Genomic DNA, 23,485 nt, shown 5'->3' with positions numbered 1-23,485 from the left:
GAGGGGATCAGAGCGGTGCATGAGGAAGCGATCCGCAAGGCCGACGTCCTGATCGAGGCGCTCGGCTATATCCGCAAGTTCCACAATCGGTTCACCGTCATCAAGCTGGGCGGCTCGGTGATGGAGGATCCCGAAACCTTGCGGGCCTTGCTGGTCGACGTCGTCTTCATGCAGACCGTCGGACTGAGGCCGGTCGTGGTCCACGGCGGCGGCAAGGCGATCTCCTCGGCGATGCAGCGAGCCGGGCTGGAGCCCCGGTTCGTGCTCGGCCGCCGCTACACCGACGCGACGACCCTCGAGATCGTGGCCGATGTGCTCATCGACGGCGTGAACGCCGACATCGTCCGGCACATCAACAAGTACGGGGGCCGAGCCGCCGCCCTCCACCCCCGGACGACCAGTTGCCTCTTCGGCTCCCCGCTGACGCTTCCCGGAGAGGGAGGCTCCCGGATCGACCTGGGGAGGGTCGGCGAGGTCGATCACGTCGACACGATGACGATCGAGAACCTCTGCCTGGCCGGCATCGTCCCGGTGCTTCCCTCGCTCGCCCTCAGCCGGGACGACGACGGCATGCTCAACGTCAACGCCGACACGGCCGCCGCCGCCGTCGCCCGGCACCTTCGGGCCGAGAAGCTGGTCTTCCTGACCGACACCCCCGGCATCCTCCGGGACCGCAGCGACCCGGGAAGCCTCATCGAGGGGCTCACTCCCGAGGGCTGCCGGGCCCTGATCGACGAGGGGGTCATCGACCGCGGAATGATCCCCAAGGTCGAGGCCTGCCTGGCGAGCCTGGAGGCCGGCGTCCGGAAGGTCCACATCATCGACGGCCGGCTGCCCCACGCCCTGCTGCTGGAGATCTTCACCGATCGCGGCATCGGCACCGAGATCGCCGCGACCGGCCCGGCCAGGAGGGACCGTCGCGCGGGATAGCCGCCGCCCCGAGCCGCGGCTCGGACCGCTCCTCCGCCCGCCGGGGCGAACCTCGATCGCCCCTCCTCTGTCCTCTCCGCATCGAGATCGATCGGGACCTCCTGGACCTCGCCCCACCCTCGCCCCGGCGCCTCCCTGCCGCCGGTTCGACCCCCCGGAGTTCGGAGCCGTGGCCAACCTCACCCACCCCAGCTCGGCTGAGACGATCGCCCAGTTCGACCGCTTCGTCATCGGCAACTACCGGCGCTTCCCGGTCTGCCTGGTCCGCGGCGAGGGCTCCTTCATCTGGGACGCGGAGGGGAACCGCTACCTCGACCTCTTCCCCGGCTGGGGCTGCAACATCCTCGGCCACTGCCCCCCCCGCGTGGTCGAGGCGGTGAAGGACCAGGTCGCCACGCTGATCCACGTCCCGAACACCTGGTACATGGAGCCGCAGGGCGCCTTCGCCCAGGCCCTCTCCGAGCGCTCCTTCGGCGGCCAGTGCTTCTTCTGCAACAGCGGAGCGGAGGCCAACGAGGCGGCGATCAAGCTCGCCCGGCTGCACGGGTCGAGGTCCGGCCGGTCGACGATCGTCACCATGACCCACGGCTTCCACGGCCGGACCTACGCCGCCCTCTCCGCCACCGCCCAGCCGAAGTACCACGACGGCTGCGGGCCGATGCTCCCCGGCTTCCGCTACATCCCCTACGACGACCTGGCCGCCGCCGCCGAGGCGATCGACGAGCAGACCGCCGCCGTGCTGGTCGAGCCGATCCAGGGGGAAGGAGGCGTGAACATCCCCTCCCCCGGATTCCTGCCCGGCCTCCGCAAGCTCTGCGACGAGCGCGGCGCGCTGCTGATGCTCGACGAGGTCCAGACCGGCCTCGGCCGCACCGGGTCCTGGTTCGCCTACCAGCACTCCGGAATCACCCCTGACGTGCTGACCTGCGCCAAGGCGCTGGCCGGCGGCATCGCCTGCGGCGTGATGATCGCCCGGCCGGAGGTGGCCCCGTCGCTCCGCCCTGGCATGCACGCCAGCACCTTCGGCGGCAACCCGATCGCCTGCCGGGCCGGCCTGGCCACGATCGAAACCATCGAGGGGGAGGGCCTGCTCGATCGCGGCCCCCAGATCGCCGACCGCTTCCGGGCCCACTTCGAGAGCCTGCGATCCGATCGGCCGGAACTGATCCGGGACATCCGCGCCCGGGGCGTGATGATCGGCGTGGAGCTCTCCGTCGACGCCTCGCCGGTCGTCTCCGGGTGCCTGGACCGCCGGGTCCTGGTCAACGCCACGCACGGCACGGTCATCCGGCTGCTCCCGAGCCTGACGCTGACCGATGAGCAAATCGACGAGGGGTTCGGGGTGATCGACGAGGTGCTCCGGGGCCTCCCCTCCTGAACCGCTTCCCCGCCGTCCCACCCGACCCGGCCCGCCCGAGCCCGCAACCGAACCGACGGCGGCCGACCGGAGGCCCGCGAGATGCCCCGCCACTTCATCGAGCTGTTCGACCTGGAGCCCGGAGAGGTCCGATCGCTGCTGGACCTTGCCCTCGACCTGAAGCGCCGGGGCGATCGCGGCGGTCTCCGAGCCCCCCGCCTCGCCGGGCGAATCCTGGCGCTGGTCTTCGACAAGCCGTCGATGCGCACCCGGATCAGCTTCGAGGCGGCGATCGCCCACCTCGGCGGCTCGGCCGTCTACATGACCGGCAAGGACGTCGGCCTCGGCGTCCGAGAGCCGCTGGTCGACTTCGCCCGGGTCGCCAGCCAGTACGTCGATGCCATCGCCATCCGCACCTTCTCGCAGGGGCTTGTCTCCGAGCTGGCCCGCCACGCCGAGGTCCCAGTCATCAACGCGCTGACCGACTCCGATCACCCGTGTCAGGCGATGAGCGACCTGCTCACCATCCGGGAATCGATCGGCCGCCTGGAGGGAGTGACCCTCGCCTTCGTCGGCGACGGGAATAACGTGGCCCGCTCGCTCGCCGTCGCCTGCGCCCTCAGCGGCATGAACTTCGTGCTCGCCTGCCCCGACGGCTACGCCTTCCCCGACGACTTCCGCCGCCGGTTCTCCTCCCGATTCCCCGGCGTGTCGCTGGTCGAGTCGCACGACCCGGCCTCGGCCGTCGCCAAGGCCGACGTCGTCTACACCGACGTCTGGTGCAGCATGGGGCAAGAAGACCAGGCCGAGGAACGCCGCTCCCGGTTCGAGCCCTTCCGCGTCGATCTCCCCCTGATGGCCCGCGCCCGCCCCAACGCCATCTTCCTCCACTGCTTGCCGGCCCACCGCGGCGAGGAGGTCACCGTCGAGGTCATCGACGGCCCCCAAAGCCTCATCGTCCCTCAGGCCGCCAACCGCCTGCACTTCCAGAAGGCGTTGCTCCTCCATCTGCTCGGCGGCGACATCGGCTGACCTGACGTTGACCGCCTTCGCCCCCGGGCTAGAATCCCGAGGTCCCGATCCGGCCGGGCGCGGAGGCAGTCCGCGCCGACCCGGCGGAGCATCCCGGGCTCGACCGCCGAGTTCCCCTCCCGATCCCTTGGTTCTTCAGGACGGGGGACTGGGATCGCGGTCCGGGAGGGCCTCCGCGCCGGTGCCGGCCCATCACGGAGGAGAGGCCCATGGCCCGGTCCAAGCTCCCGGCGTACTTGGCCATCGCGGCGATCGTGCCGCTGCTCGGGCTGGCGTTCTGGTTCCGGATCACCAGTCTGAACGCCCCCAGCCCCAACGGCGACGAGTCGTTCTACGGCGTGCAGACCGCCAAGCTTCTCCGGGGAGAGCCCATCGCCTCGACGACCGCCTCGGGCAACCCGATCAACGTCCTGGTCATCGGGGCCGAGATCCCGCTCTACCTCGCCCTCGGACCATCGAACTACGTCATCAAGATCCCGGCCGCCGTCGCCGGCATCCTGGCGGTGCTCGCCTCGTACGTGCTCTGGAGCCGGGCGCTGGACCGGACCACCGCCGCCATCGGCGCCGGGCTGATGGCCGTCCTGCCCGTGCTCATCGCCGAGAGCCGCATCGGGGCCGAGCCGGCGTGGAACCCCCTGGTCGGGGTCATCGCGCTGGCGGCCGCGTTCCGGGGACACCGGCTGGGGCTCGCGCTGGCCTTCTTGCTCTGCTATTATGTCCACTCGACGTACCTGTTCCTCCTGCCGACGCTCGGCCTCGTCCTGCTCGTCAAGCTGTTCGAGCGCACCGCCGGCGACCCGACCGCCCGCTGGCGATCGCTGGCGATCACGACCTGGGGCGCGTTGGCCGTCATCTCCCCGCTGGTCCTGCTGACCAGCGGCCGGTCGGCGATCCAGTGGACCTACGACACCTACGACTTCGGCCCCGGCAACTGGCCCCGGTTCCTCCTCCTGTTCGAGCGGTTGCTCATGGGATTCTGCGAGGTCGGCCCCACCGAGACATCCGCCGCCTTCGACCGCACCTTCTGGGCCGCCTTCGGCTCGATCCTCCTGTTCGGCTCCTGGTGCCTCCACCGCCAGCGGCGATGGGACCGGCTGGCCCTGATCGGAGGCCTGATCCTCTCGCTCGTCGGGATGCATGCGGTCACCGGGCCCGACATCCTTCGGCCCTACTTCGTCCGATACGGCTTGTACCTCGTGACGCCGACGGTCCTCGCCGTGTCCTGCTGCCTCCGAGCCATGCTCGTCCCTCCCGAAGGGGGCTGGGCGACCCGGGCCCGCCGCCTCCAGGTCGCCGGGATGATCGGCCTGGCCTGGACCTTGCTCGCCAGCTTCATGGGGAATTACATCGGCCTCCTGAACGAGGCTCACGCCGGTCAGGAGTCGTACTGGACTCTCCGCACCGAGGCGATCGACCCGAAGCAATGGGCCGCGAAGATCGTCGCTCGGGACATCCGAGCCGCCCGGGAGCGGGGGCTTTCGGTGCCCGACCGCCTGGTCGTGCTCGGCGAGGACTGGTGGACCCACCGTCCGCTCCAGTTCCTCCTGGGGGATCGCGACGACATCGTCACCGGATCGCTCGAGCCGTTCGACGGGCCCGGCCGAGACGCCCTCATCCGACGCCACCTGGAATCCGGCGGTTACATCGTCGGCACCCCGGGCCAGGACGTGATGCTCCGCGTGGAGGGCCTCTTCCCCCCCGAGGCGCTGAAACACTGGCACGTCCTGGTGCCCCCTCACGCCAGCCTGGCCATCTACCGGCTGAAGCGGGAGAATGAACCCCCCGTCCCGCTGCCGAAGGTCGTGCTCCGCCCCCCCGGCCTGGACGAGAAGACGGCCATCCGCTGATCACCCGACTCGCACCGAGGACCCGATGAGTACCCCCGGCCCCGGCCCGGTCCGACACGACGGCCGGACCCCCGACCAGCTCCGAGCCGTCTCGATCTCCCGCGGCTTCGCCCGCCGAAGCGACGGCAGCGCCCTCTACCGATGCGGCGGGACCGCCGTGCTCGTCACCGCCAACCTGACCGAGGCCGTCCCCTCCTGGCTGGAGGGCCGAGAAGTGGGATGGCTGACGGCCGAATACATGATGCTCCCCGGCAGCACCTCGCCGAGGAAGGAGCGCCGGACCGATTCCCGATCCACCGAGATCCAGCGCCTGATCGGCCGCTCCCTCCGCGCCAGCGTCGACACGAAGGCCCTCGGCCCCCGGACCCTCCATGTCGATGCCGAGGTCATCGACGCCGACGGCGGCACGCGCACCGCGGCCATCACCGCCGCCTTCGTCGCCGTCGTCGACGCGATCCGGGAGAAGCTCGGCCCCGACGCCCTCCGGCTGGTCCTCAAGGACAGCGTCGCCGCCGTGAGCGTCGGAATCGTCGCCGGACAGCCGTTGCTGGACCTCGACTACGTCGAGGACTCCGGGGCGGAGGTCGACCTGAACGTCGTCCGGCTCGGCCGAGGAGGCCTCGTCGAGGTCCAGGGGACCGGCGAGGGCGGCACCTTCAGCCGATCCCAACTGACAACGCTCCTGGACCTCGCCGAGCGCGGCCTCGACCTCCTCACCGCCTGCCAGCGCGACGCCCTGGGCCCAGACTGGCCGTTCTGAGCCGGCCGCCGAGCCGAACAGGGCGGGGCAGGGCGGGCCGAACCGGTCCGCCCCGGCGATCAGAACAGGTCCCGGATCGGCGCCCCCTCGGAGAGCAGCGGGAAGGGCCTCCCTTCCACGTCGGTGGCCTGGAGGTCTTGAAGACCCATCGCGTGATAGACCGTGTGGGCCACGTGGGCCGGCGTCACCGGCCGGTCGGCCGGATAGGCGCCGACTCGGTCGCTGCTGCCGTACACCTGCCCGCCGCGGATCCCCCCCCCGGCGAAGAGGACGCTCTGGCAGTGGGTCCAGTGGTCCCTCCCGGCGCCGGACTGGCCGCCGGATCGGGGGTCGCCAATCCTCGGCTTCCGGCCCATCTCGCTGGTGACCAGCAGCAGCGTCTGATCCAGCATCCCGCGATCGTCCAGGTCGGCGATCAGCCCGGCGAAGGCCCGGTCGAACTCGGGCAGCAGGTACTCCTTCAGGCAGTTGAAGTTGTTCCCGTGCGTGTCCCAGCCGCCGGCGCTCTTGCAGCGGTCGGCGATCTCGCGGTCCTCCATCCAGAAGACGGTGATGAACGGCACCCCGGCCTCGACGAGCCGGCGGGCCATGAGCAGGCTCATGCCGTTGACCGTCTCCCCGTACCGGGCGCGGACGGCCTCCGGCTCGTCGGCCAGATCGAAGGCTCGGGCCGTCTCGCCGGAGCAGAGCAGGGCCAGCGCCTTCTGTTCGAGCGTGGAGTACGTCCGGACTCTCTCGGCCCGATCGAACTCCCGACGGGCGCCGTCCACCGCCGAGAGCAACGCGCGACGGTCGCGCAACCGCTCCGGGCCGACCTCCGCCTGGAGGGTCAGCGCCGGGACCTGGAAGTTCAGCGGCCGGGCCCGATCCCCCATCAGGTAGAGCGGATCGTGCTCGACCCCGAGCCGGGCGGCGAACTGGCCGGGGCGGGTGTAGGGGGCCCGGCTCGGCTTGTGCGGCAGGGTGATCGCGTTGACCAGCGTCGGGTGCGGCGGCCTCCGGGAGCCGACCACCGTCCCCATGAACGGCCAATCATCCGGCCTCGGCGTGCGGTCGTTCCCCAGCGTCAGGAACGTGGAATCCGGCCGATGCCCCGTCAGGTTGTAGTAGTAACCGGCGTGGTGATCGTTCGTCGCCACCGAGGCGCCGACGGAGTTGACCACCGCCAGATGATGGGCCTGAGAAGCCAGCAGCGGCAGATGCTCGCTCAGCCGAACCCCCGGCGCCGAGGTCGCGATCGGCAGGAACGGCCCCCGGAACTCGGCCGGGGCGTCGGGCTTGAGATCCCAGGAGTCAAGGTGCGAGGCACCGCCGCACAGGAAGAACAGGATCGTCGACTTCGCCGATCCCCCCCCCGTCGGGCTCGGCTCCCCAACCGCTCCGGCCGTCGCGAGCCGGCCGGGAGAGAGCCCCGAGAGCCCGAGGCCCGAGGCCACGAGAAACGTCCGCCGAGACGGACCTGAGGCTCCCTGTCGATCGATCCGGGCCATCTCGGCGCCCTCCCGGGAAGCGGTCCCGTGTCTGCTCGCTGCGCTCCCATCCCAGAATTCTCCCCTCCCGTTCCGACAGCGTCCACCCTCCTCCGCTCCGCTCCCCCAACGCCTCCGACCGCCGTGATCACCCGGCTCAGAACCAGATCTGACAGCGCACCCAGAAGAGGTCGTTGTGCCGGCTCCTCGTGCCGTCCGCCTCGTTCACAAGCACCGGGGAGCCGAAGTTGGCGTGCTGCCAGTCGACGTAGAATTTTACAAACCGATTCAAATACCAGTTGAAGCCAATGTCGGTCAAATAAGTATTCCTCGTCCAGTCCGCGGGATTCGCCAGCTCGAAGGCGAAGACCTCCTCACCCAGGTGGAGCTGGCTGATCCTCGCGAACGCCTCGACTGCCCCCGGGCCGAACAGGCCGTGGGCGGGGTCGAAGGGGCGGAGCGGGATGATCGTGGTGCGGTCGGGGATCTCTTCGCCGGTGAGGAAATAGGCCGCCGTCACGTGGTAGCCCACCACCGGGACCTCCGGCCGAATCGGGGTTCCGAGCCGGGCATACTGGAAGCGGCCGGCCTGCACCTCCGACTCGATCGACCAGCCTCCCCCGTAGTAGGCCAGGTGCAACGCCCCCTGGAACCGGCTGCCCAGTTGCCGGACGTCTTCCTCGAAGTCGAAGAAGGTGATCGAGGCCGCCGCGGCCTCCCGGCTGTTCTCCGTTGATTGGATCGAGGTCCGGAACGGGATCGGCCGCTCGCTCTCCGGGCGGACGGAGCGTCCTCCCGCCATCGATCCCCCCAGGTTCAGGAAGCGCAGCGCGGGGAAGCGATCGGTGTGCAGGAAGGGCCGCCAGTTGAGATACCCGACGGCGTCTCGGGTCGTGTTGTCGTCCGCGATGCCGATCGACCCTCCGGAGAAGCCTCCCACGGCGTATTCGAGCCGGCCCTCGCCGAGGTAGCCCCAGGCCATCAGCCCCGCCTGCCGGGAGAGCCCCAGGTTCAGCGGGAACAGGGAACGCTCCGGCGTGATGAAGTACGGCTCGAGGTGGTCGTACCAGTCGAAGCTGTAGGGGACGATCGATCTTCCGAACTTGATCTGGAACCCCTCGTCGATCGCGAAGTTCACGAAGCCGTCGAGCAGGTCGAGCACTCCTTCCACGCTGCGCTGGAATGACACCTCGTACTCGACCGGCCGGGTCAGGCGGCCCGAGAAGTAGAACCGGGTCCGGGGCAGGTACAATCCGCTGATCGCCGGGTCGAGATCGTTCGGGATGAAGTCCTTGAAGTCGACCTGGTTGAGCACCCGGACGCCCAGGCTGAACTCCCGGTCGGGCGTGACCAGCTCGAACCCCTCGCCCATCCTGCCGAGTAGCGGCGGTTCCCTCCCCTCGGCGAAGCTCGGGTACGCCCGGCCCGGGCCGATCAGCTCGAACGTCTCGGCGAACATCGGTCCTCGACCGCGCTCTCGGTCCGGCCCCGGCTTCTCGGCGGAGGGCAGCACCGAGGCCGCCGCGGGGATCACCTCCGCGTCTTCGACCCGATCGAGCAGTCCGAGGTACTTCTCCTCGAGCTCCCGGTAGCGCCGATCCCGCTCCCGCTCGCGTTGCAAGACCGACTCGTACTGCTCCAGGAGCCGGCGATTGAGCTCCTCCAGGCGACGGACGCGCTGCTCCAGGTCGGCCCCCGGGGCCCCTGCGACGGCCGAGCCCTCCGATCCCGGCGCTTCCGCCGGCTCCTGGGCGGAGGTCGGGGCGGTCGCGATCGTCGCGGCGAGCAGCGCCGGCAGCGTCAGCAGCAGGACCTTCGAGCGATCCGGCACCGTCGCCCTCCCACCCTCCCCGGTCGGTCCCCGGCACCGGCTCGACCGGAGGCGTCTCCCCGACGGATCGAGCCCCTTCCCTCCCGATCGTCACCGGGCCCCCGGCCGCTTGAGGCGATTTTGCCGATTTTCGCGATCTGGCGAGCGGTTCGGGCTCCTCCCGGAATGCCCTCCTGGTATGGTGGGAGCCGCGCCGCCGGCGCGGGCGGCGTCCATCCGAGGCCTTGGGGTGTCGCCGTGAAGAGCAAGGTCGAAATCGTCCGGGACTGGCTCCCCCGATACACCGGCCGGCCCCTCGACGGCTTCGGGACGTACATCCTGCTGACGAACTTCCTGCAGTACGTCGAGCTGTTCGCCGATCGGTTCGGGGTCGAGGTGGTCGGGCGAGACCGCCCGATGCAGTCGGCCTCGGCCGAGAACCTAACGATCCTGAACTTCGGCATGGGCAGCGCCATGGCCGCCACGGTCATGGACCTGCTCTCGGCCGTCGAGCCGAAGGCCGTCCTCTTTCTCGGCAAGTGCGGCGGCCTGAAGAAGACCCGAGTGGGGGACTTCGTCCTGCCCATCGCCGCCATCCGGGGCGAGGGGACGAGCAACGACTACATGCCCCCCGAGATCCCGGCATTGCCCTCGTTCCGCCTCCAGCGCGCCGTCTCGTCGACGATCGTCAAGCACAACCGGGACTACTGGACCGGCACCGTCTACACCACCAACCGCCGCATCTGGGAGCACGACGCCGAGTTCAAGGCCTACCTCCGCAAGACCCGGGCCCTGGGGATCGACATGGAGACGGCCACCATCTTCATCGTCGGCTTCGTCAACCACATCCCGAAGGGGGCCCTGCTGCTGGTCTCCGACAACCCGATGACGCCCGAGGGGGTGAAGTCCTCGCGCAGCGACCGCTCGGTGTCGGAGAAGTACGTCTTGCCGCACCTGGAAATCGGGATCGACGCGCTGATCGAGCTGCGCGACTCGGGCGAGTCCGTCAAGCACCTCCGGTTTGAATGAATGAACGATCGAGGATCGCCGATGCCTCCGCCGCTCGTCGAGATTTGCGTCGAAGGGCTGACCGACGCCCTGGCCGCCGGGGCAGGGGGGGCCGACCGCGTCGAGCTCTGCGAGCACCTGGCCGTCGGCGGGGTCACGCCCTCGGCCGGGGCCATCGCCGTCGCTTGCCAGCGGCTGGCGATCCCGGTCCACGTGCTCATTCGCCCCCGAGGCGGCGACTTCGTCTACTCCGAGGCCGAGTTCGACGCCATGCGCCTTGACATCGCCGCCGCCCGGGACCTCGGCGCCTCGGGAGTCGTCCTCGGCGTGCTCCGGGCCGACGGGACGATCGACGCCGACCGGATGGCCGCGCTCATCTCGGCCGCCCGCCCCCTGAGCGTCACCTTCCACCGAGCCTTCGACGCCACCGCCGACCCGATCACCGCCCTCGACACCCTGATCGACCTCGGCGTCGACCGCGTGCTCAGCTCCGGCCACTCGCCGACGGCCCGGGACGGGATCGGGCTGCTTCGCCTCCTGGCCGATCGCGCCTCCGGGCGCCTCATCGTCCTCGCCGGCGGTCGCGTCACTCGGGAGGATATCGCCCCGCTCTCCCGGGCCGGGCTCTCGGAGATCCACATCGGTTCGGCCGCCTGCCTCGTCGGCCGGACCCACCCGGACGCCGTCCGCCGGCTCGTCGCCGAGGCTCGCTCCGCTGCCGATTCCTCCTGAGCCGGTCCCGATCGCCAGGGGGCCGCGATGGCGCCTCGATCCCGGAAGCCGGGGCGCCCTCGATCCGCTCCTCCAGGACCCATCGCCGGCCTCCGTCCGCCATCATCGCCCGCTCCCTCACCGAGGACGTTCGCCAGGAACCGCCGCACCTTCCTTCGCCGAAGCGCGGCGACCGCGCTCCTCGACCAATCAGCCGCTGGCCGGCCCGCCGACATCTGCCCAAGACCGCACCAGCCGGCTGGAACGCCTCCCCCTTCCCGAGGGAGGTCCCTTGCGGCGGCCCCTCCCGGCCGGCATCCTACGCCAATCGGAGGCCCGGCCTGCTCGAGTCAACCCGCCTCTCATCGATCCGGGCCGAAGCACCCCAGGGGGCCCGCCATGACGACCCGACGACCCGCCGTCTTCCCCCCGCTCCGGGCGATCCTGCTCGCCCTCGTCGCCTTGGCCGAGGCCGTCCTCCCGACAGCCGCCGAGGCGGGGGAGGACGACCGGCCGAACATCCTGTTCGCCATCGCGGATGACTGGTCCGCCGACCACGCCAGCATCGCCGGCTGCTCCTGGGTGAAGACCCCGGCATTCGACCGCGTCTGCCGAGAAGGGGTGCGCTTCACCAACGCCTTCACGTCCAACCCCAAGTGCTCTCCCTGCCGAGCCAGCATCCTGACCGGCCGGAACTCCTGGCAACTGGAGGAGGCCGCCAACCACTTCGGCCTCTTCCCCGCCAAGTGGCCGGTCTACCCCGACCTGCTCGAATCGGCCGGCTACCACGTTGGCTCCACCGGCAAGGGCTGGGGCCCCGGCGACTTCCAGGCCGGCGGCTTTTCCCGAAACCCCGCCGGCCCGAACTACAGCCGGCACCGGGCCAGGCCGCCATTCTCCGGCATCTCGAACATCGACTACGCCCGGAACTTCGAGGCCTTCCTCGACGACCGAGACGACGGCCAGCCGTTCTGCTTCTGGTATGGCGCCACGGAGCCGCACCGCTCCTACGAGGAGGGCTCCGGCCTCCGTGCCGGCCGCGACCCGAAGGCCGTCCAGGTCCCCTCCTACTACCCCGACTCCCCCGCGATCCGCAGCGACCTGCTCGACTACGCCCTAGAGGTCGAGTGGTTCGACGAGCATCTCGGCCGCATGATCGACCACCTCGACGCGATCGGCGAGCTGGACAACACGATCATCCTCGTCACCTCCGATCACGGCATGCCCTTCCCCCGCGTGAAGGGCCAGATCTACGAGCACGGCTTCCACCTGCCCCTGGCCGTGCGCTGGGGAGCCAAAGCGCCACCGGGGCGTGTTGTGGACGATTTCATCAATGTTCGTGACTTCGCCCCCACCTTCCTCCAGGCCGCCGGGGTGCCCGTGCCCGAGTCCGTCACCGGCCGGGGGTTCCTCGACCTGCTGACCGGCACCGGTCCTTCTCCGATCGACCCGCCTCGGGACCGGATGCTCGTGGGCAAGGAGCGCCACGACCTCGGCCGCCCCCTCGACGCCGGCTACCCGGTCCGAGCCCTCCGTACTCCCGAATACCTCTACATCCACAACTACGAGCCCGACCGCTGGCCCGCCGGCAACCCCGAGACCAACTACCCGAACGTCGACAACAGCCCCACCAAGACCCTCCTCACCTCCCGATTCGACGACTTCTACCGCCTCAGCTTCGGCAAGAGGCCGAGGGAGGAGCTCTACCGCGTCTCCGACGATCCCGACTGCGTCCAGAACCTCGCCGCCGACCCCGACCACCGCGCCCTCAAGGAACGCCTCCGCGATGAGATGGAAGCGATGCTCCGCGATGAAGGGGACCCCCGCATGATCGGCATGGGCTGGATCTTCGACTCCTACGAATATGTCGGGTCGAGGAACCACTCGTATGACGCCTGGCTCCGGCATCACCGCTAACACGCCGCCGGGATCGGACCGGCCCTGATCCCCTCCCCTCGCCGTCCCCAATCTCGTAAACTGGAAGGACGGCCGGCCCATTCGCCGGTCCGATCGCGAGGGGGACGCATGTGGGAATCCTTCACGGCCGGCGCCCAGCGCGTCGTCGAGCGGGCCGGGCGAGTCGCCCGGTCCCGGGGATCGGATCACGTGGAGCCGATCGACCTGCTCTCCGCCCTGGTCGAGGAGACCGAGAGCCGAGCGGCGGCGCTGCTGCTTGAACTGGACATCGCGCTGCACGAGTTGGGGCCGGCCTCGGCCGATCTCCCCCCGGTCGATGACGAGACCCCGTCCCCGCCACACTCCCAGGAACTCCGCCTGGTGTTCGGCGACGCGCTGGCAAAGGCCCGGGAGCTGGACCGCTCGCAGGCGGTCGGCACCGAGCACCTGCTCGTGGCCCTGCTCTCCTCCGGAGGCCCGGCGGCCGACCGCCTCTCCCGGGCCGGGCTGACGATCGACGCCCTGATCGAGCGCGTCGCCCGGGTCAACGCCGTCGAATCCGGCCCGATCCCGATGGCGGAGGACATCCCCCCTCCCGAGCTGGCCGACCCCGGCGAGGCCGACGACCTCGCCCGCATCCTCGACGCCTCCGCCAACCGAGCCCGAGAGGGCCTCCGCGTGCTCGAGGATTACGCCCGCTTCGTGCTCGATGACCCCGGCCTCACCCGTCGCCTGAAGGACGTCCGCCACCGCTTCGGCCAGGCCATCCAGGCCTTCGACCCCGACTGGCTCGTCTGTTCCCGAGACACCCCCGGCGACGTCGGCACCCACATCATGGCCACCGACGAGGGCACCCGGGCCAACGCCCGAGCCGTGCTCGTCGCCAACCTCAAGCGCACCGCCGAGGCGCTCCGCACCCTGGAGGAATACACCAAGATCAGCGACCAGTGGCTCTCCGGCCGGTTCGAGGTCCTCCGCTACGACGTCTACACGATCGAGAAACGCCTGATGGCCGCCGTCGCCGCCCGGAAGGGGCTGCAAGACGCCCGGCTCTACGTCCTCGTCGGCGGGCTCCCCACCCTCGGCGACCTGACCTGGATCGTCGAGGAGGCGATCGCCGGCGGGGCCGACGTGATCCAGTACCGCGAGAAGGGGCTTCCCGACCGCGTCGTCCTCCAGCGCGCCCGGGAAGTCCGGATCCTCACCGCCCGGGCCGGGGTCCGCTTCATCATGAACGACCGGCCCGACCTGGCCCGCCTCGCCTCGGCCGACGGCGTCCACCTCGGCCAGGACGACGTTTCCGTCCGGGATGCCCGCCGCATCCTCGGCCCAAATGCCCTGATCGGCGTCTCAACCCACGAGCCCTCCCAGCTCGAGGCCGCCATCCGAGACGGGGCCAATTACCTCGGCGTCGGCCCCGTCTTCCCCAGCCAAACCAAGGACTTCGAGGCGCTCGCCGGCCTGGCCTTCGTCCGGCACGCGGTCGAGGCCACCGGGCTCCCCTGGTTCGCCATCGGAGGCATCACCGAGGCCAACCTCGACCAGGTCCTCGACGCCGGCGCCTCCCGAATCGCCGTCTCCTCCGCCGTCGTCCGAGCCGATCGCCCCCGAGACGCCGCCGCCGCCTTCAAGGCCCGCCTCCTCGACGCCGACTGACCGTCCCTTCCCCCCCCGTCCTCCCTCAGCCCTCCTTCTCCCATGCCCGCCACCGCCTCGGTCCTCGGCCGCCTCGGGCTGCCCGCCCCCCTCTCCGAGTTGCGGGCGACCCGATGGGACGCCATCGTCGTCGGCGCCGGCCACAACGGCCTCTCCTGCGCCTCCTACCTCGCCCGGGCCGGCCGGAAGGTCCTCGTCGTCGAGGCCCGGGAGCGGGTCGGCGGCGCCTGCACGATCGAAGAGCCCTGGCCGGGCTACCGCGTCTCCCCCTGCGCCTACCTGCTCGGCCTGCTGCATCCCAGGGTCATCGACGACCTCGACCTCATCCGACGAGGCCTCCGCTGGACCCCCGCCACCGCCGGCCTGTTCGTTCCCTTCGAGGACGGCGCCCGCATCCAGCTCTGGGATGACGACGAGCGCTGCGAGGCCGAGATCCGCCGCCTCGCCCCCCAGGATCTCGACGGCTTCCGCGCCTTCTCCGACGTCAAGCAACGCCTCCGGGACGCCCTCCGGCCTCCCGGCGACGACGACCTCTGGCTCGTCCCCGAGCCCTCCCGAGATCAGATCGAAGAGCGCCTCGGCACCGACGACGAGGCTCGAGCCCTGCTCTTCGACTGGTCGATGGTCGAGTACGTCCGCCGCTTCTTCCGCTCCGATCACCTCCGGATGGCCTACCTCGGCCAGGGGGTCATCGGCACCAACGCCAGCCCCCACGACCCGGGCACGGCCTCGATCCACTTCCACCACCAGTCCGGCCGCCTGGGAGGCACCCCCGGCTCCTGGGGATACGTCGAGGGAGGCATGGGCATGGTCTCCTTCCTGCTCTGTGACGCCGCCATCGAGGCCGGCGCCGTCGTCGCCGCCGGGCTGCCCGTGTCCCGGATCCTCCCCGGAGTGGGGGTCGAGCTCTCGGGAGGAGACCTCCTGTCCGCCCCCGTGGTCGTCTCGAATGCCGACCCGAAGACGACCCTCCGCCTGCTCGGCGACGCCGCCGATCCCTCCTGGCGCGATCGCGTCGCGGCCATCCCCATGACCGGCTGCACCGTGAAGGCCAACGTCGCCCTCCGGGAGCTGCCCGACTTCCGAGCCCTCCCCGGCACCGACGGGCCCCAGCACCTCGGCCAGGTGAACCTCCCCCTCACCGAGGACCAGTGGGCGACCGGATTCGCCGACTCCCGGGCCGGCCGCCTCCCCTCCCGACTCTGGGCCGAGCTCTACTTCCAGACCACCGCCGACCCGAGCCTCGCCCCCCCCGGGGTCCAGACGATGAGCGTCTTCGCCCAGTACGTCCCCCACACCTTCGCCGAGGGGGACTGGGATTCCCGGCGTCCCGAGGTCGAGCGCCTCATCCTCGAATCACTCTCCCGCTTCTGCTCGAACATCCCCGACGCCGTGATCGCCGTCGAGGTGCTCGGCCCCCCCGACATCGAGCGCCGGGTCGGCCTCTCGGGTGGTCACATCTTCCAGGGGGAATGCCTGCCTCCCTTCATGTGGGACCGCCGCCTCCCGAGCCGGACTCCCATGCCGGGCGTCTACCTCTGCGGCGCCGGCACCCACCCAGGCGGCAGCGTCATCGCCGTCAACGGCCGGAACGCGGCGATCTGCGTCCTGGCCGATCACTGATCAGCAGCCGGATCGACCTCTCCTGAGATGAACCAGGCCACCGAGGACCAGGCCCAGCATCGCCAGGTTGCGCACCATGGCGCGTTGCTGGAACGGCTTCCGGAACGTGAAGGGGACCAGGAGGCTCCCGACCGAGAGCCCGGCGATCGTCGCCAGGGCGACGAGCAGCACCACCGCAACAGATCGACGCAGATCGCGTTGATGCGCGTCCGCCCGGCTCACGTCGTGTAGTCGGCGTTCAGGCGGACGTACTCGGCCGTCAGGTCGCACGTCCAGAACCGGATCGAGGCGTCCCCCCGCTTGAGCGTCAGCGTGATCGTCACCTCTCGGTTGTTCTTGATGCGATCGGAGACCCGAGCCGCGTCGAAGTCGACCGGGGCCCCGTCGCGGTAGAGGGGAACGCCGTCGAGGTCGAGCGACAGCTCCTCCTCGTCGAACATCACCCCCGCATACCCGGCGGCGGAGACGATGCGGCCCCAGTTCGGGTCCGCGCCGTGGATCGCGGTCTTCACCAGAGGGCTATCGGCCACCGCCCGGGCGATCGTCCGGGCCTGATCCCGGTCCCGGCAGCCTCGGACCTCGACCGTGATCAGGTGGGTGGCCCCCTCGCCGTCGTCGGGGATCATCCGGGCCAGCCCCTCGCACGCCTCCCGGACCATCCCGGAGAACAACTGAAGGTCGGCTCCCCGGAGAGGAAGGTCCCCCCGGGAGCCGGCGAGCATCAGCACCGAGTCGTTGGTGCTGGTGTGCCCCTCGACCGAGATGCAGTTGAACGTCTCCTCGACCGCCTCGGACAGGATGCCCGTCAGGGTCCCCATCTGCACCCGGGCGTCGGTGAGGAGGAAGCCGAGCATCGTCGCCATCCGGGGGCCGATCATGGCCGCTCCCTTGGCGATCCCCAGCAGCCGGATCGTCTTGCCCGTCTCCGTCTTCCGGCGCAGGGAGACGACCTTCGGCCTGGTGTCCGTCGTCAGAATCGCCTCCGAAGCGGCGCGGAAGCCCTCGGGCGTGTCGGTCGCGGCGTCGAGAGCGGCCCGGACCCCGACCTCCAGCCGATCCATCGGGAGCTGGCGGCCGATCACCCCGGTCGACGCGATCAGAATCTGCTCGGGGAGGCAGCCGAGCCGATCGGCGGCGATCTCGGCCGTGCGTCGGACGTTCGCGATCCCCTGCGCCCCGGTCGCGGCGTTGGCGTTGCCGGAGTTGACGACGATCGCCCGGATCGCCTCCGACGGCACGAGGGCCCGGTCCCACTGGACCGGAGCCGCGGCGATCCGATTCGTGGTGAAAGTGCCCGCGGCCGAGCAGGTCGAGTCGGCCACGATCACGGCCACGTCCGGCGCCCCGCTCGGCTTGATCCCCGCCCGCACGCCGCCGGCCCGGAACCCGGCCGGGATCTCAAGGGCTTGTCCGTCACTCACCAGTCCGCTCCCCTCGTCTCGTCACTGGGCCGTGAAGCCGCCGTCGATGACCAGCGTCGCGCCGGTCATGTAACTGGAGCCGTCCGAGCAGAGGAAGACCGCCGCCGGGCCCAGCTCTTCCGGGTCCCCCCAGCGGCCGATCGGGAGCTTCGCCTCCATCGCCGCCTTCGTCTCCGGGTCGTTCAGCAGCGGCCGGTTGATCTCCGTCGCGAACGGTCCGGGGCAAAGGGCGTTGACGTTGATCCCGAAGGGGGCCAGCTCCAGGGCCAGCGTCCGGGACATCAGCGTCAGGCCCCCCTTGCTGGAGCAGTACGGCGTCCGCTCCGCCAGCCCGACCTCCCCCAGCATGCTCGACACGTTCAGGATCCGCCCCCAGCCGTTGCGCTTCATCGCCGGGACGGCCGCCCGGCAGAACAGCCAGGCCCCCTTCAGGTTCGTGTCCAGGACGAGGTCCCACTCCTCTTCCTGGAGCTGCTCGATCGGCCGTCGGATGTTGATGCCCGCATTGTTGACCAGGATGTCGAGCTTGCCGAAGCGTCCGAGGGTCTCGGACACCGCCGCCTCGACCTGATCGGCCCGGGTCACGTCCACCCCCAGGCCGATCGCCTCCCGGCCCGAGGCCGAGGAGATCTCCCGGGCGGTCGCCTCGGCCCGCTCGCGATCTCGGGCCGTCACCGCCACCGAGGCCCCGGCCGAGGCCAGCGCCTCGGCCATCACCCGGCCCAGGCCCCGGCATCCTCCGCTGATCAGGGCCACCCTCCCCTCGATCCGGAACCGATCGATCGCCGCCATCGCGTCGCCCCCCGGGGTCACTGCCCTCGGAACTCCCAGGGCCTCCCGGCCCGAAGGCCCCCTAGCCTAATCCCCCCCGGGCGGGCGGGCCATCCCCAGCCCCTCCGATCCTGACGCCCGGACGGCCTGGGAGGATCGCGCCTCGGGGGGCGAGCCCGCCGGTCGTCCCCGACGCTCCGGCAATTCGGGCCGCCTGGGAAGAGGTTGTGGCGGATCGACACGTTGTTCGGTTCGCTCGATTTGGTCGTCTGGCGAATTTGGGCCGTTCAGTTCAAGGGGGAATCCTGGGGAAACCGAAACATGGGGTGAGCCTTGAGATCGACCCCCTGGGCTCGCCTCGCGGCGAAACAGGGACGGGGTCCGAGACAACCGAGAGTCGGAGAGACTGACGGAGCGACCATGACGAAGCGAATCCTCCTCCTGGTCCCGCTCATCGCGATGCCGGTCGCCGCGTGGCTCGCCGCTCGGCCCGCGCAGGCGTTCGTGGGGCACGCCGGCAAGACGCTGCCGGCGGTCGGGCCGCTGGGCGGCGACGTCGTCGCGGGCCCGGTGCGATACGAGGTCCGACGCCGGACGGTGCTCCGGCCGGTCACCGAAACGATCTTCGAGACGCGCCAGGTGGCCTCGGTCCGGGACGTTTACGAGACGGTGATGCGTCCCCAGACGGTCACGACCGTCCGGAACGTCACTGAGACGCACCTCCAGGAGGTGCCCTACACCATCCAGAAGCCGGTCTATCGGACCGAGTTCCGCGAGGAACAGTACACGGTGCGTCGTCCGGTGACGCGGACGGTCATGCAGACCGTGCCGTACACCGTCACCCGCCCGGTCCGCGAGACGCACCTGAAGACCGTGCCCTACACCGTCTGCCGGCCGGTCACCGAGACGCTCACGAAGACGGTGCCGTACACCGTCTGCCGCCCGGTCACCCAGGTCAGCTACAAGTCGGTGCCCATCACCGTCTGCCGGCCCGTGACCGAGACCCGGTACCGGACCGAGACGTATACCGTCTGCCGCCCGGTCACCCAGGTCGTGCCCCGGGTCGTGACCACCACGGTCATGAAGCCGGTCCCCCGCACGACCTACCGGACCGTCTCCGAGACCATCAGCGTCCCCCACACGACGACGGTGCTCCAGCCGCGCACCTACACCGTGATGGAGACGGTCCGGCAGACGGCCTACAAGACCGTCCCCTACACGGTGACCCGGCCGGTCAAGGAGACGTCCTTCCGGACGATCACCGACACGGTCGCCGTCCCCGTCACCCGAACCGTGATGAAGCAGGTCCCCTACACCGTGTGCCGGCCGGTGACGGAGACCGTCTTCAAGTCGGTCCCGCGCACCTACTGCCGCCCGGTGCAGGAGACGTCCTTCAAGACGGTTCGAGAGACCGTCTGGGAGACCGTCACCGAGACGGCCTTCCGGGAGGTCTGCGAGACGATCTGCGTCCCCCAGACCGTCTGCGAGCAGGTCCCGGTCGAGTGCGGCGAGTGGATCACCCGGACCCGGTACGTCCCGGGTATCGCCGTCCCCACCAAGGACGTCTGCGCCACCCCGCAGTGCCCCGGCACGGTCGTCACGGAGCGCGTCTTCTGCCCGAAGACCGTGATGAAGACCGTCTCCCGGACGATCTACGTCCCGCAGGTGGTGCGCAAGACGGTCCCCTACACCGTCTGCCGACAGGTGCCCGTGACCGTCTGCAAGCAGGTCCCCGTCACCCGATGCCGGCTGGTGAAGGAAACGGTGGTGGAGCAGGTCCCGGTGACCGTCTGCCGGACGGTCCGGGAGACGAAGGTCAAGCTCGTTCCCGAGACGATCTGCGAGACGACCTACCAGCAGCGCGTCCGCCAGGTTCCGGTCACCATCTGCCGGATGGTCGCCGAGACCCGGACCAAGACCGTCCCCTACACCGTCTGCACGAACGTCCCCCGCACCTGCGTCAAGCAGGTCCCCGTGCCGGTGACGACGATGGTCCCCAAGACCATCTGCAAGCGGGTCCCGGTCACGACCACCGTCATGGTGCCGGAGAAGGTGTGCCAGACCGTCCCGACGACCGTCACCAAGATGGTCAAGCAGAAGGCCTGCCGCCAGGTGCCCTACACGGTCACCCGGACGGTCAAGGAGACCCAGTTCCGCACCGTCCCGGTCACCCACGTCCGGATGGTGAAGCAGACGTGCTACAAGCAGGTCCCCTACACGGTCTGCCGGATGGTTTCCCAGACGGCCTACAAGCAGGTGCCCGTCACCACCTGCCGGCTGGTCTGCGAGACGGCGTACAAGACCGTGCCGAAGACGATCTGCGAGACGGTCACCGAGGTCCGGACCCGCTGCGTGCCGGTCACGGTCTGCGACATCCAGACGATCCCCTGCGTGAAGAAGGTGCCCGTGACCGTCTGCAAGCAGGTCCCCGTCTGCAAGACGATCTGCGTCCCCGAGACGGTCGTCCGCCAGGTGACCGACGTGCGGACGATCTGCGTCCCCCGCACCGTCTGCAAGCAGGTTCCCGTCGAGGTCTGCGAGGTGGTGCCCGTGCCCTGCGAGCCGGTGCTCCCCTGCCCGCAGTCTCCGTGCAAGAGCGTGGTGGCGGCCCCCGCCTCCCCCTGCGACCTCGTCCCCGCCGCCGAGGTCTGCCGGCCGAAGTGCGAGCTGCTCAGCCGGGTCTTCGGCTGCAAGTGGCTCTGATCTCACCGAGCCGATCGCCCGCTCCCAAGCCGCCCCTCCCGGACCTTCCCCGGGCGGGGCGGCTCCGTGCGCAAGGGGAGGCGGGCGGAAACACGCTCCCTTCCGGCTCGCCGGCGCCCCTTCTCAGGACTCCGACAGGATCCGCTCCAGCCCGGGCCTCAGCCGCTGGAAGGCCCGGGCGCGATGGCTCAGTTGATGCTTCACCAGCGTGCTCAGCTCCCCGAACGTCTTGTGATATTCCGGGATGAGAAAGAGCGGATCGTACCCGAACCCGCCTCCTCCTCGGGCTTCCCGGGCGATCCGGCCCCGGCACTCCCCGTCCGCCTCGAGCCGGATCGCTCCCGTCGGGTCCGACAGGGCCAGCGCGCAGACGAACGCGGCCCCCCGGCGGTCGTCCGGCACGTCGCGGAGGGCGTCGAGCAGCTTGCGGTTATTCGCCTCGTCGTCGCCGTGCTGGCCGGCATACCGGGCCGAGTAGACGCCGGGGGCCCCCCCCAGGGCGTCGACGGCCAGGCCGGAATCGTCGGCCAGCACCCAGCGCCCCAGGGCCCGAGCCGTCTCCGACGCCTTCTTCCGGGCGTTGCCGGCGAAGGTTTCCGCGTCCTCGATCACCTCGGGGGCGTCGGGGAAGGCGTCGAGCGTCAGCACCTCCAGCCGGGCCAGCCTCGGGTTCTCCTCCCAAGGCGGGGCGATCAGCCCGACCATCTCCCGGCCCTTCTTCACGTTCCGGGTGGCCAGGACGACGGGGAACGGCTCGGATCGGCGGCTGGCATCGCTCATGGGGAGGACTCGCTGTCTCTGATCCTCGACGTCTCGGCCGGGTTCCCGGACCCGGCCCGAGGGGGCCTGGCCCCTCCGCCAGGCTCCCAACCCGGTCGTCGGGACCGGGGCCATGCCGGTCCCGGCCCGGCCCGGCCCGGCCGCTGGGCCCGAGATCGCTCGGCCGATCGGCCCGGCCGGCGATCTCGGCCCGAGGCCTCCCGATCACTCCGGCCGGGGGACAGGGAAGGCCGACGCCGCCGGGGCGAGATGCTGGCGGAAGACCGTGTCCCCCTCGCGCTTGGTCTCGTACTCGATCGTCATCGCGGCCTGCCGGACCTGCTCCAGCCTCGGGTCGTTGGGCGACTGGAACCCGCCGAGCAGCACCCGGCTGGAGGTCCGGTCATGATACACATAGGGTTGCACGCCGAGCGAGCGCACCACCTCGTGCTTGGCCAGGGTCGCCGCTAGCTTCTCGGCGTCCTCGTGGGCCGTCCGCAGCGGGCTGTCGTCGAACAGCTTGGGGAAGGCGATCTTCGACGGGTCCTCGCCCACCAGCGCCGAGCGGCCGGTGAACTCGGCCACCACGAGCGAATACGGCGCCGGGCACTTGTAGATGCTGTGCGGCGTCCCCTTGTTCAGCCGGACGACCAGCGGGTCGACCTTCGGCACGAACTTCGAGCGCAGGACCTCCGGGTCGACCACCGCCCCCGCCGGCAGCGCCGGAGCGGCGGAGTGGGTGCCTCGGCCCGGATACAGGTCCTGCGCCGCCAGCAGCGGGTTGGTCGTGATGAAGGCCCGCTCCAGCCCCTTGCCGTTGCGCCAGGGGAAGATCGAGTGATGGTCGGCCGTCGCCCGGGGCTTGAGCTTCTTGACGTCCGACCTCAGCTCGTCGGCGTCCTCGATCGTCGGGCAGTTCCCCACGAGCACGACCGCCTCGTCGATCACCCGATCCGACTCCGGAGGGCCGACGTACGCCGCGTTCACGCCTCGCTCGGCCGTCGGCGGGATGCCCCGGATGTTGCTGTTGCCCGGCTTCAGCTTCAGGAACCAGACGTAAGCCGGCAGGCGATACTCCCGGCGCAGCTCGATCGCCAACGCCTGGGCCTTCCGCACGGCGAAGTCCCCGCGGAAGGTGTGCACGACCACCATGAACGGGCCGGCGTCGGTGGTCAGCAGGTACGGCTCCAGCGGCTCGTTCGGCAGATTCGGCGGCGGTCCCTCCTCGCCCGGGTCGACCGGGGCCGGCAGCACCGCGCCATTCTGGAACACCTGGCCGTCTTCGGTCGCATCCCCGCCCCCGGTGGCCTGCGAGGTGATCGGTGCCGGTGCCGGGGCCGGCGGCGTCGGCTGCTGCGAAGGCACCGGGGCGAACGGGCGGGTCAGCGGGCCAGGCACCGGGGTTGGGGAGGCTCGTCGGGGGGTCCCCCCCGGGGCCTGGGCGACCACCGGCCCCGGGGCGACCGCGGCCAGGGCCAGGGCCATGCTCGTCGAGAACAACACCGTCTTCATCGGCGATCCCCCATCCTGACGGGTTCGCTGGGTTCGGCCATCGATCGTCGCGCGGCGAGGGTTCCCGGGCTGTTCCGGGGCTCCCTCGGTCGTCGGCTCGATGAGAGGAGGGCGCTCGAGGTGGGCCGGTGCGCGGACGTGCGAATCGGGGTTCTACCAGATCGTCTCCGACCTGCCCAGCCGAGTCTCCGCGATTCCCGCCACCCTGCGGCCTGACGAG

The 23,485-nt window shown here is 70.5% G+C and carries 18 protein-coding genes; 11 read left to right on the top strand and 7 right to left on the bottom strand.

Translation table 11 applies throughout. The features are described from left to right. Window positions 1-15 precede the first annotated feature (15 nt). From argB to rph, 5 genes are all read left to right on the top strand, one after another. Complete coding sequence (argB, locus tag TsocGM_RS19120; protein ID WP_126727066.1) at window positions 16-930, top strand: acetylglutamate kinase; 915 nt, start codon at window positions 16-18, stop codon at window positions 928-930. A 169-nt stretch (window positions 931-1,099) separates the two neighbouring features. After that, window positions 1,100-2,308, top strand: coding sequence for an aspartate aminotransferase family protein (locus TsocGM_RS19115; protein WP_126727065.1), 1,209 nt, complete (start codon window positions 1,100-1,102; stop codon window positions 2,306-2,308). Window positions 2,309-2,389: 81 nt separating this feature from the next. Continuing rightward, the gene (gene argF / locus TsocGM_RS19110; protein WP_126727064.1) at window positions 2,390-3,319 is read left to right on the top strand and encodes an ornithine carbamoyltransferase; all 930 of its coding nucleotides are present in this window, start codon (window positions 2,390-2,392) and stop codon (window positions 3,317-3,319) included. 209 nt (window positions 3,320-3,528) lie between these two features. Further along, window positions 3,529-5,166, top strand: a complete 1,638-nt coding sequence (locus TsocGM_RS19105) for a hypothetical protein (RefSeq protein ID WP_126727063.1) — start codon at window positions 3,529-3,531, stop codon at window positions 5,164-5,166. 25 nt (window positions 5,167-5,191) lie between these two features. Next, a complete protein-coding gene (gene rph / locus TsocGM_RS19100; protein ID WP_126727062.1) occupies window positions 5,192-5,926 on the top strand; it encodes a ribonuclease PH in 735 nt (244 codons plus the stop codon). Window positions 5,927-5,985: 59 nt separating this feature from the next. Here the strand turns inward: rph and TsocGM_RS19095 are convergent, their stop codons facing one another. Continuing rightward, the gene (locus TsocGM_RS19095; RefSeq protein WP_126727061.1) at window positions 5,986-7,416 is read right to left on the bottom strand and encodes a DUF1501 domain-containing protein; all 1,431 of its coding nucleotides are present in this window, start codon (window positions 7,414-7,416) and stop codon (window positions 5,986-5,988) included. 136 nt (window positions 7,417-7,552) lie between these two features. Then, window positions 7,553-9,226 (bottom strand): OprO/OprP family phosphate-selective porin, encoded by a 1,674-nt coding sequence (locus tag TsocGM_RS19090; RefSeq protein ID WP_126727060.1) that lies wholly within the window; start codon window positions 9,224-9,226, stop codon window positions 7,553-7,555. A 237-nt stretch (window positions 9,227-9,463) separates the two neighbouring features. Between TsocGM_RS19090 and TsocGM_RS19085 the strand changes: the two genes are divergently transcribed. From TsocGM_RS19085 to TsocGM_RS19065, 5 genes are all read left to right on the top strand, one after another. Continuing rightward, the gene (locus TsocGM_RS19085) at window positions 9,464-10,234 is read left to right on the top strand and encodes an AMP nucleosidase (RefSeq protein WP_126727059.1); all 771 of its coding nucleotides are present in this window, start codon (window positions 9,464-9,466) and stop codon (window positions 10,232-10,234) included. 21 nt (window positions 10,235-10,255) lie between these two features. Beyond that, window positions 10,256-10,945 (top strand): copper homeostasis protein CutC, encoded by a 690-nt coding sequence (locus TsocGM_RS19080; RefSeq protein ID WP_126727058.1) that lies wholly within the window; start codon window positions 10,256-10,258, stop codon window positions 10,943-10,945. A gap of 378 nt (window positions 10,946-11,323) precedes the next feature. After that, window positions 11,324-12,841 carry a sulfatase family protein gene (locus TsocGM_RS19075; protein ID WP_126727057.1) on the top strand — a complete coding sequence of 506 codons (1,518 nt, stop codon included), beginning with the start codon at window positions 11,324-11,326 and terminating at the stop codon, window positions 12,839-12,841. 108 nt (window positions 12,842-12,949) lie between these two features. Next, complete coding sequence (locus tag TsocGM_RS19070) at window positions 12,950-14,476, top strand: thiamine phosphate synthase (protein WP_126727056.1); 1,527 nt, start codon at window positions 12,950-12,952, stop codon at window positions 14,474-14,476. A 42-nt stretch (window positions 14,477-14,518) separates the two neighbouring features. After that, window positions 14,519-16,099: a phytoene desaturase family protein gene (locus TsocGM_RS19065; RefSeq protein WP_126727055.1), complete on the top strand. Its 1,581-nt coding sequence runs from the start codon at window positions 14,519-14,521 to the stop codon at window positions 16,097-16,099. Here the strand turns inward: TsocGM_RS19065 and TsocGM_RS26170 are convergent, their stop codons facing one another. Genes TsocGM_RS26170 through TsocGM_RS19055 form a run of 3 tightly spaced genes read right to left on the bottom strand, consistent with a single transcriptional unit; the run spans window position 16,100 to window position 18,312 of the window. Continuing rightward, entirely contained in the window at window positions 16,100-16,273 is a 174-nt protein-coding gene (locus tag TsocGM_RS26170; protein ID WP_158633633.1) for a hypothetical protein, read from the bottom strand. Between the two features lie 44 nt (window positions 16,274-16,317). Further along, window positions 16,318-17,520 carry a bifunctional glutamate N-acetyltransferase/amino-acid acetyltransferase ArgJ gene (gene argJ / locus TsocGM_RS19060; protein ID WP_233579032.1) on the bottom strand — a complete coding sequence of 401 codons (1,203 nt, stop codon included), beginning with the start codon at window positions 17,518-17,520 and terminating at the stop codon, window positions 16,318-16,320. 21 nt (window positions 17,521-17,541) lie between these two features. Further along, window positions 17,542-18,312: an SDR family NAD(P)-dependent oxidoreductase gene (locus tag TsocGM_RS19055; RefSeq protein WP_126727053.1), complete on the bottom strand. Its 771-nt coding sequence runs from the start codon at window positions 18,310-18,312 to the stop codon at window positions 17,542-17,544. A 399-nt stretch (window positions 18,313-18,711) separates the two neighbouring features. On the opposite strand from TsocGM_RS19055, the gene TsocGM_RS19050 reads away from it, so the two are divergent. Continuing rightward, window positions 18,712-20,994 carry a hypothetical protein gene (locus TsocGM_RS19050; protein ID WP_126727052.1) on the top strand — a complete coding sequence of 761 codons (2,283 nt, stop codon included), beginning with the start codon at window positions 18,712-18,714 and terminating at the stop codon, window positions 20,992-20,994. Between the two features lie 123 nt (window positions 20,995-21,117). On the opposite strand, the gene rdgB is transcribed toward TsocGM_RS19050, so the two are convergent. Then, window positions 21,118-21,774: an RdgB/HAM1 family non-canonical purine NTP pyrophosphatase gene (rdgB, locus tag TsocGM_RS19045; protein WP_126727051.1), complete on the bottom strand. Its 657-nt coding sequence runs from the start codon at window positions 21,772-21,774 to the stop codon at window positions 21,118-21,120. 204 nt (window positions 21,775-21,978) lie between these two features. Next, window positions 21,979-23,265, bottom strand: coding sequence for a hypothetical protein (locus tag TsocGM_RS19040; protein ID WP_126727050.1), 1,287 nt, complete (start codon window positions 23,263-23,265; stop codon window positions 21,979-21,981). Between the last annotated feature and the right edge of the window lie 220 nt (window positions 23,266-23,485).

Origin of the sequence: Tautonia sociabilis (genome assembly GCF_003977685.1) — a bacterium.
GTDB lineage: Bacteria > Planctomycetota > Planctomycetia > Isosphaerales > Isosphaeraceae > Tautonia > Tautonia sociabilis.
This window is presented reverse-complemented; position numbering and strand designations above follow the sequence as displayed.

Excerpts from the sequence above, each read along its gene's own strand:
- TsocGM_RS19075 (WP_126727057.1), top strand. The coding sequence starts at position 11,324 with ATGACGACCCGACGACCCGCCGTCTTCCCCCCGCTCCGGGCGATCCTG.
- TsocGM_RS19050 (WP_126727052.1), top strand. The coding sequence starts at position 18,712 with ATGACGAAGCGAATCCTCCTCCTGGTCCCGCTCATCGCGATGCCGGTC.
- TsocGM_RS19105 (WP_126727063.1), top strand. The coding sequence starts at position 3,529 with ATGGCCCGGTCCAAGCTCCCGGCGTACTTGGCCATCGCGGCGATCGTG.
- TsocGM_RS19040 (WP_126727050.1), bottom strand. The coding sequence starts at position 23,265 with ATGAAGACGGTGTTGTTCTCGACGAGCATGGCCCTGGCCCTGGCCGCG.
- TsocGM_RS19055 (WP_126727053.1), bottom strand. The coding sequence starts at position 18,312 with ATGGCGGCGATCGATCGGTTCCGGATCGAGGGGAGGGTGGCCCTGATC.
- rdgB (WP_126727051.1), bottom strand. The coding sequence starts at position 21,774 with ATGAGCGATGCCAGCCGCCGATCCGAGCCGTTCCCCGTCGTCCTGGCC.
- TsocGM_RS19080 (WP_126727058.1), top strand. The coding sequence starts at position 10,256 with ATGCCTCCGCCGCTCGTCGAGATTTGCGTCGAAGGGCTGACCGACGCC.
- rph (WP_126727062.1), top strand. The coding sequence starts at position 5,192 with ATGAGTACCCCCGGCCCCGGCCCGGTCCGACACGACGGCCGGACCCCC.
- TsocGM_RS19070 (WP_126727056.1), top strand. The coding sequence starts at position 12,950 with ATGTGGGAATCCTTCACGGCCGGCGCCCAGCGCGTCGTCGAGCGGGCC.
- TsocGM_RS19095 (WP_126727061.1), bottom strand. The coding sequence starts at position 7,416 with ATGGCCCGGATCGATCGACAGGGAGCCTCAGGTCCGTCTCGGCGGACG.
- argF (WP_126727064.1), top strand. The coding sequence starts at position 2,390 with ATGCCCCGCCACTTCATCGAGCTGTTCGACCTGGAGCCCGGAGAGGTC.
- TsocGM_RS19065 (WP_126727055.1), top strand. The coding sequence starts at position 14,519 with ATGCCCGCCACCGCCTCGGTCCTCGGCCGCCTCGGGCTGCCCGCCCCC.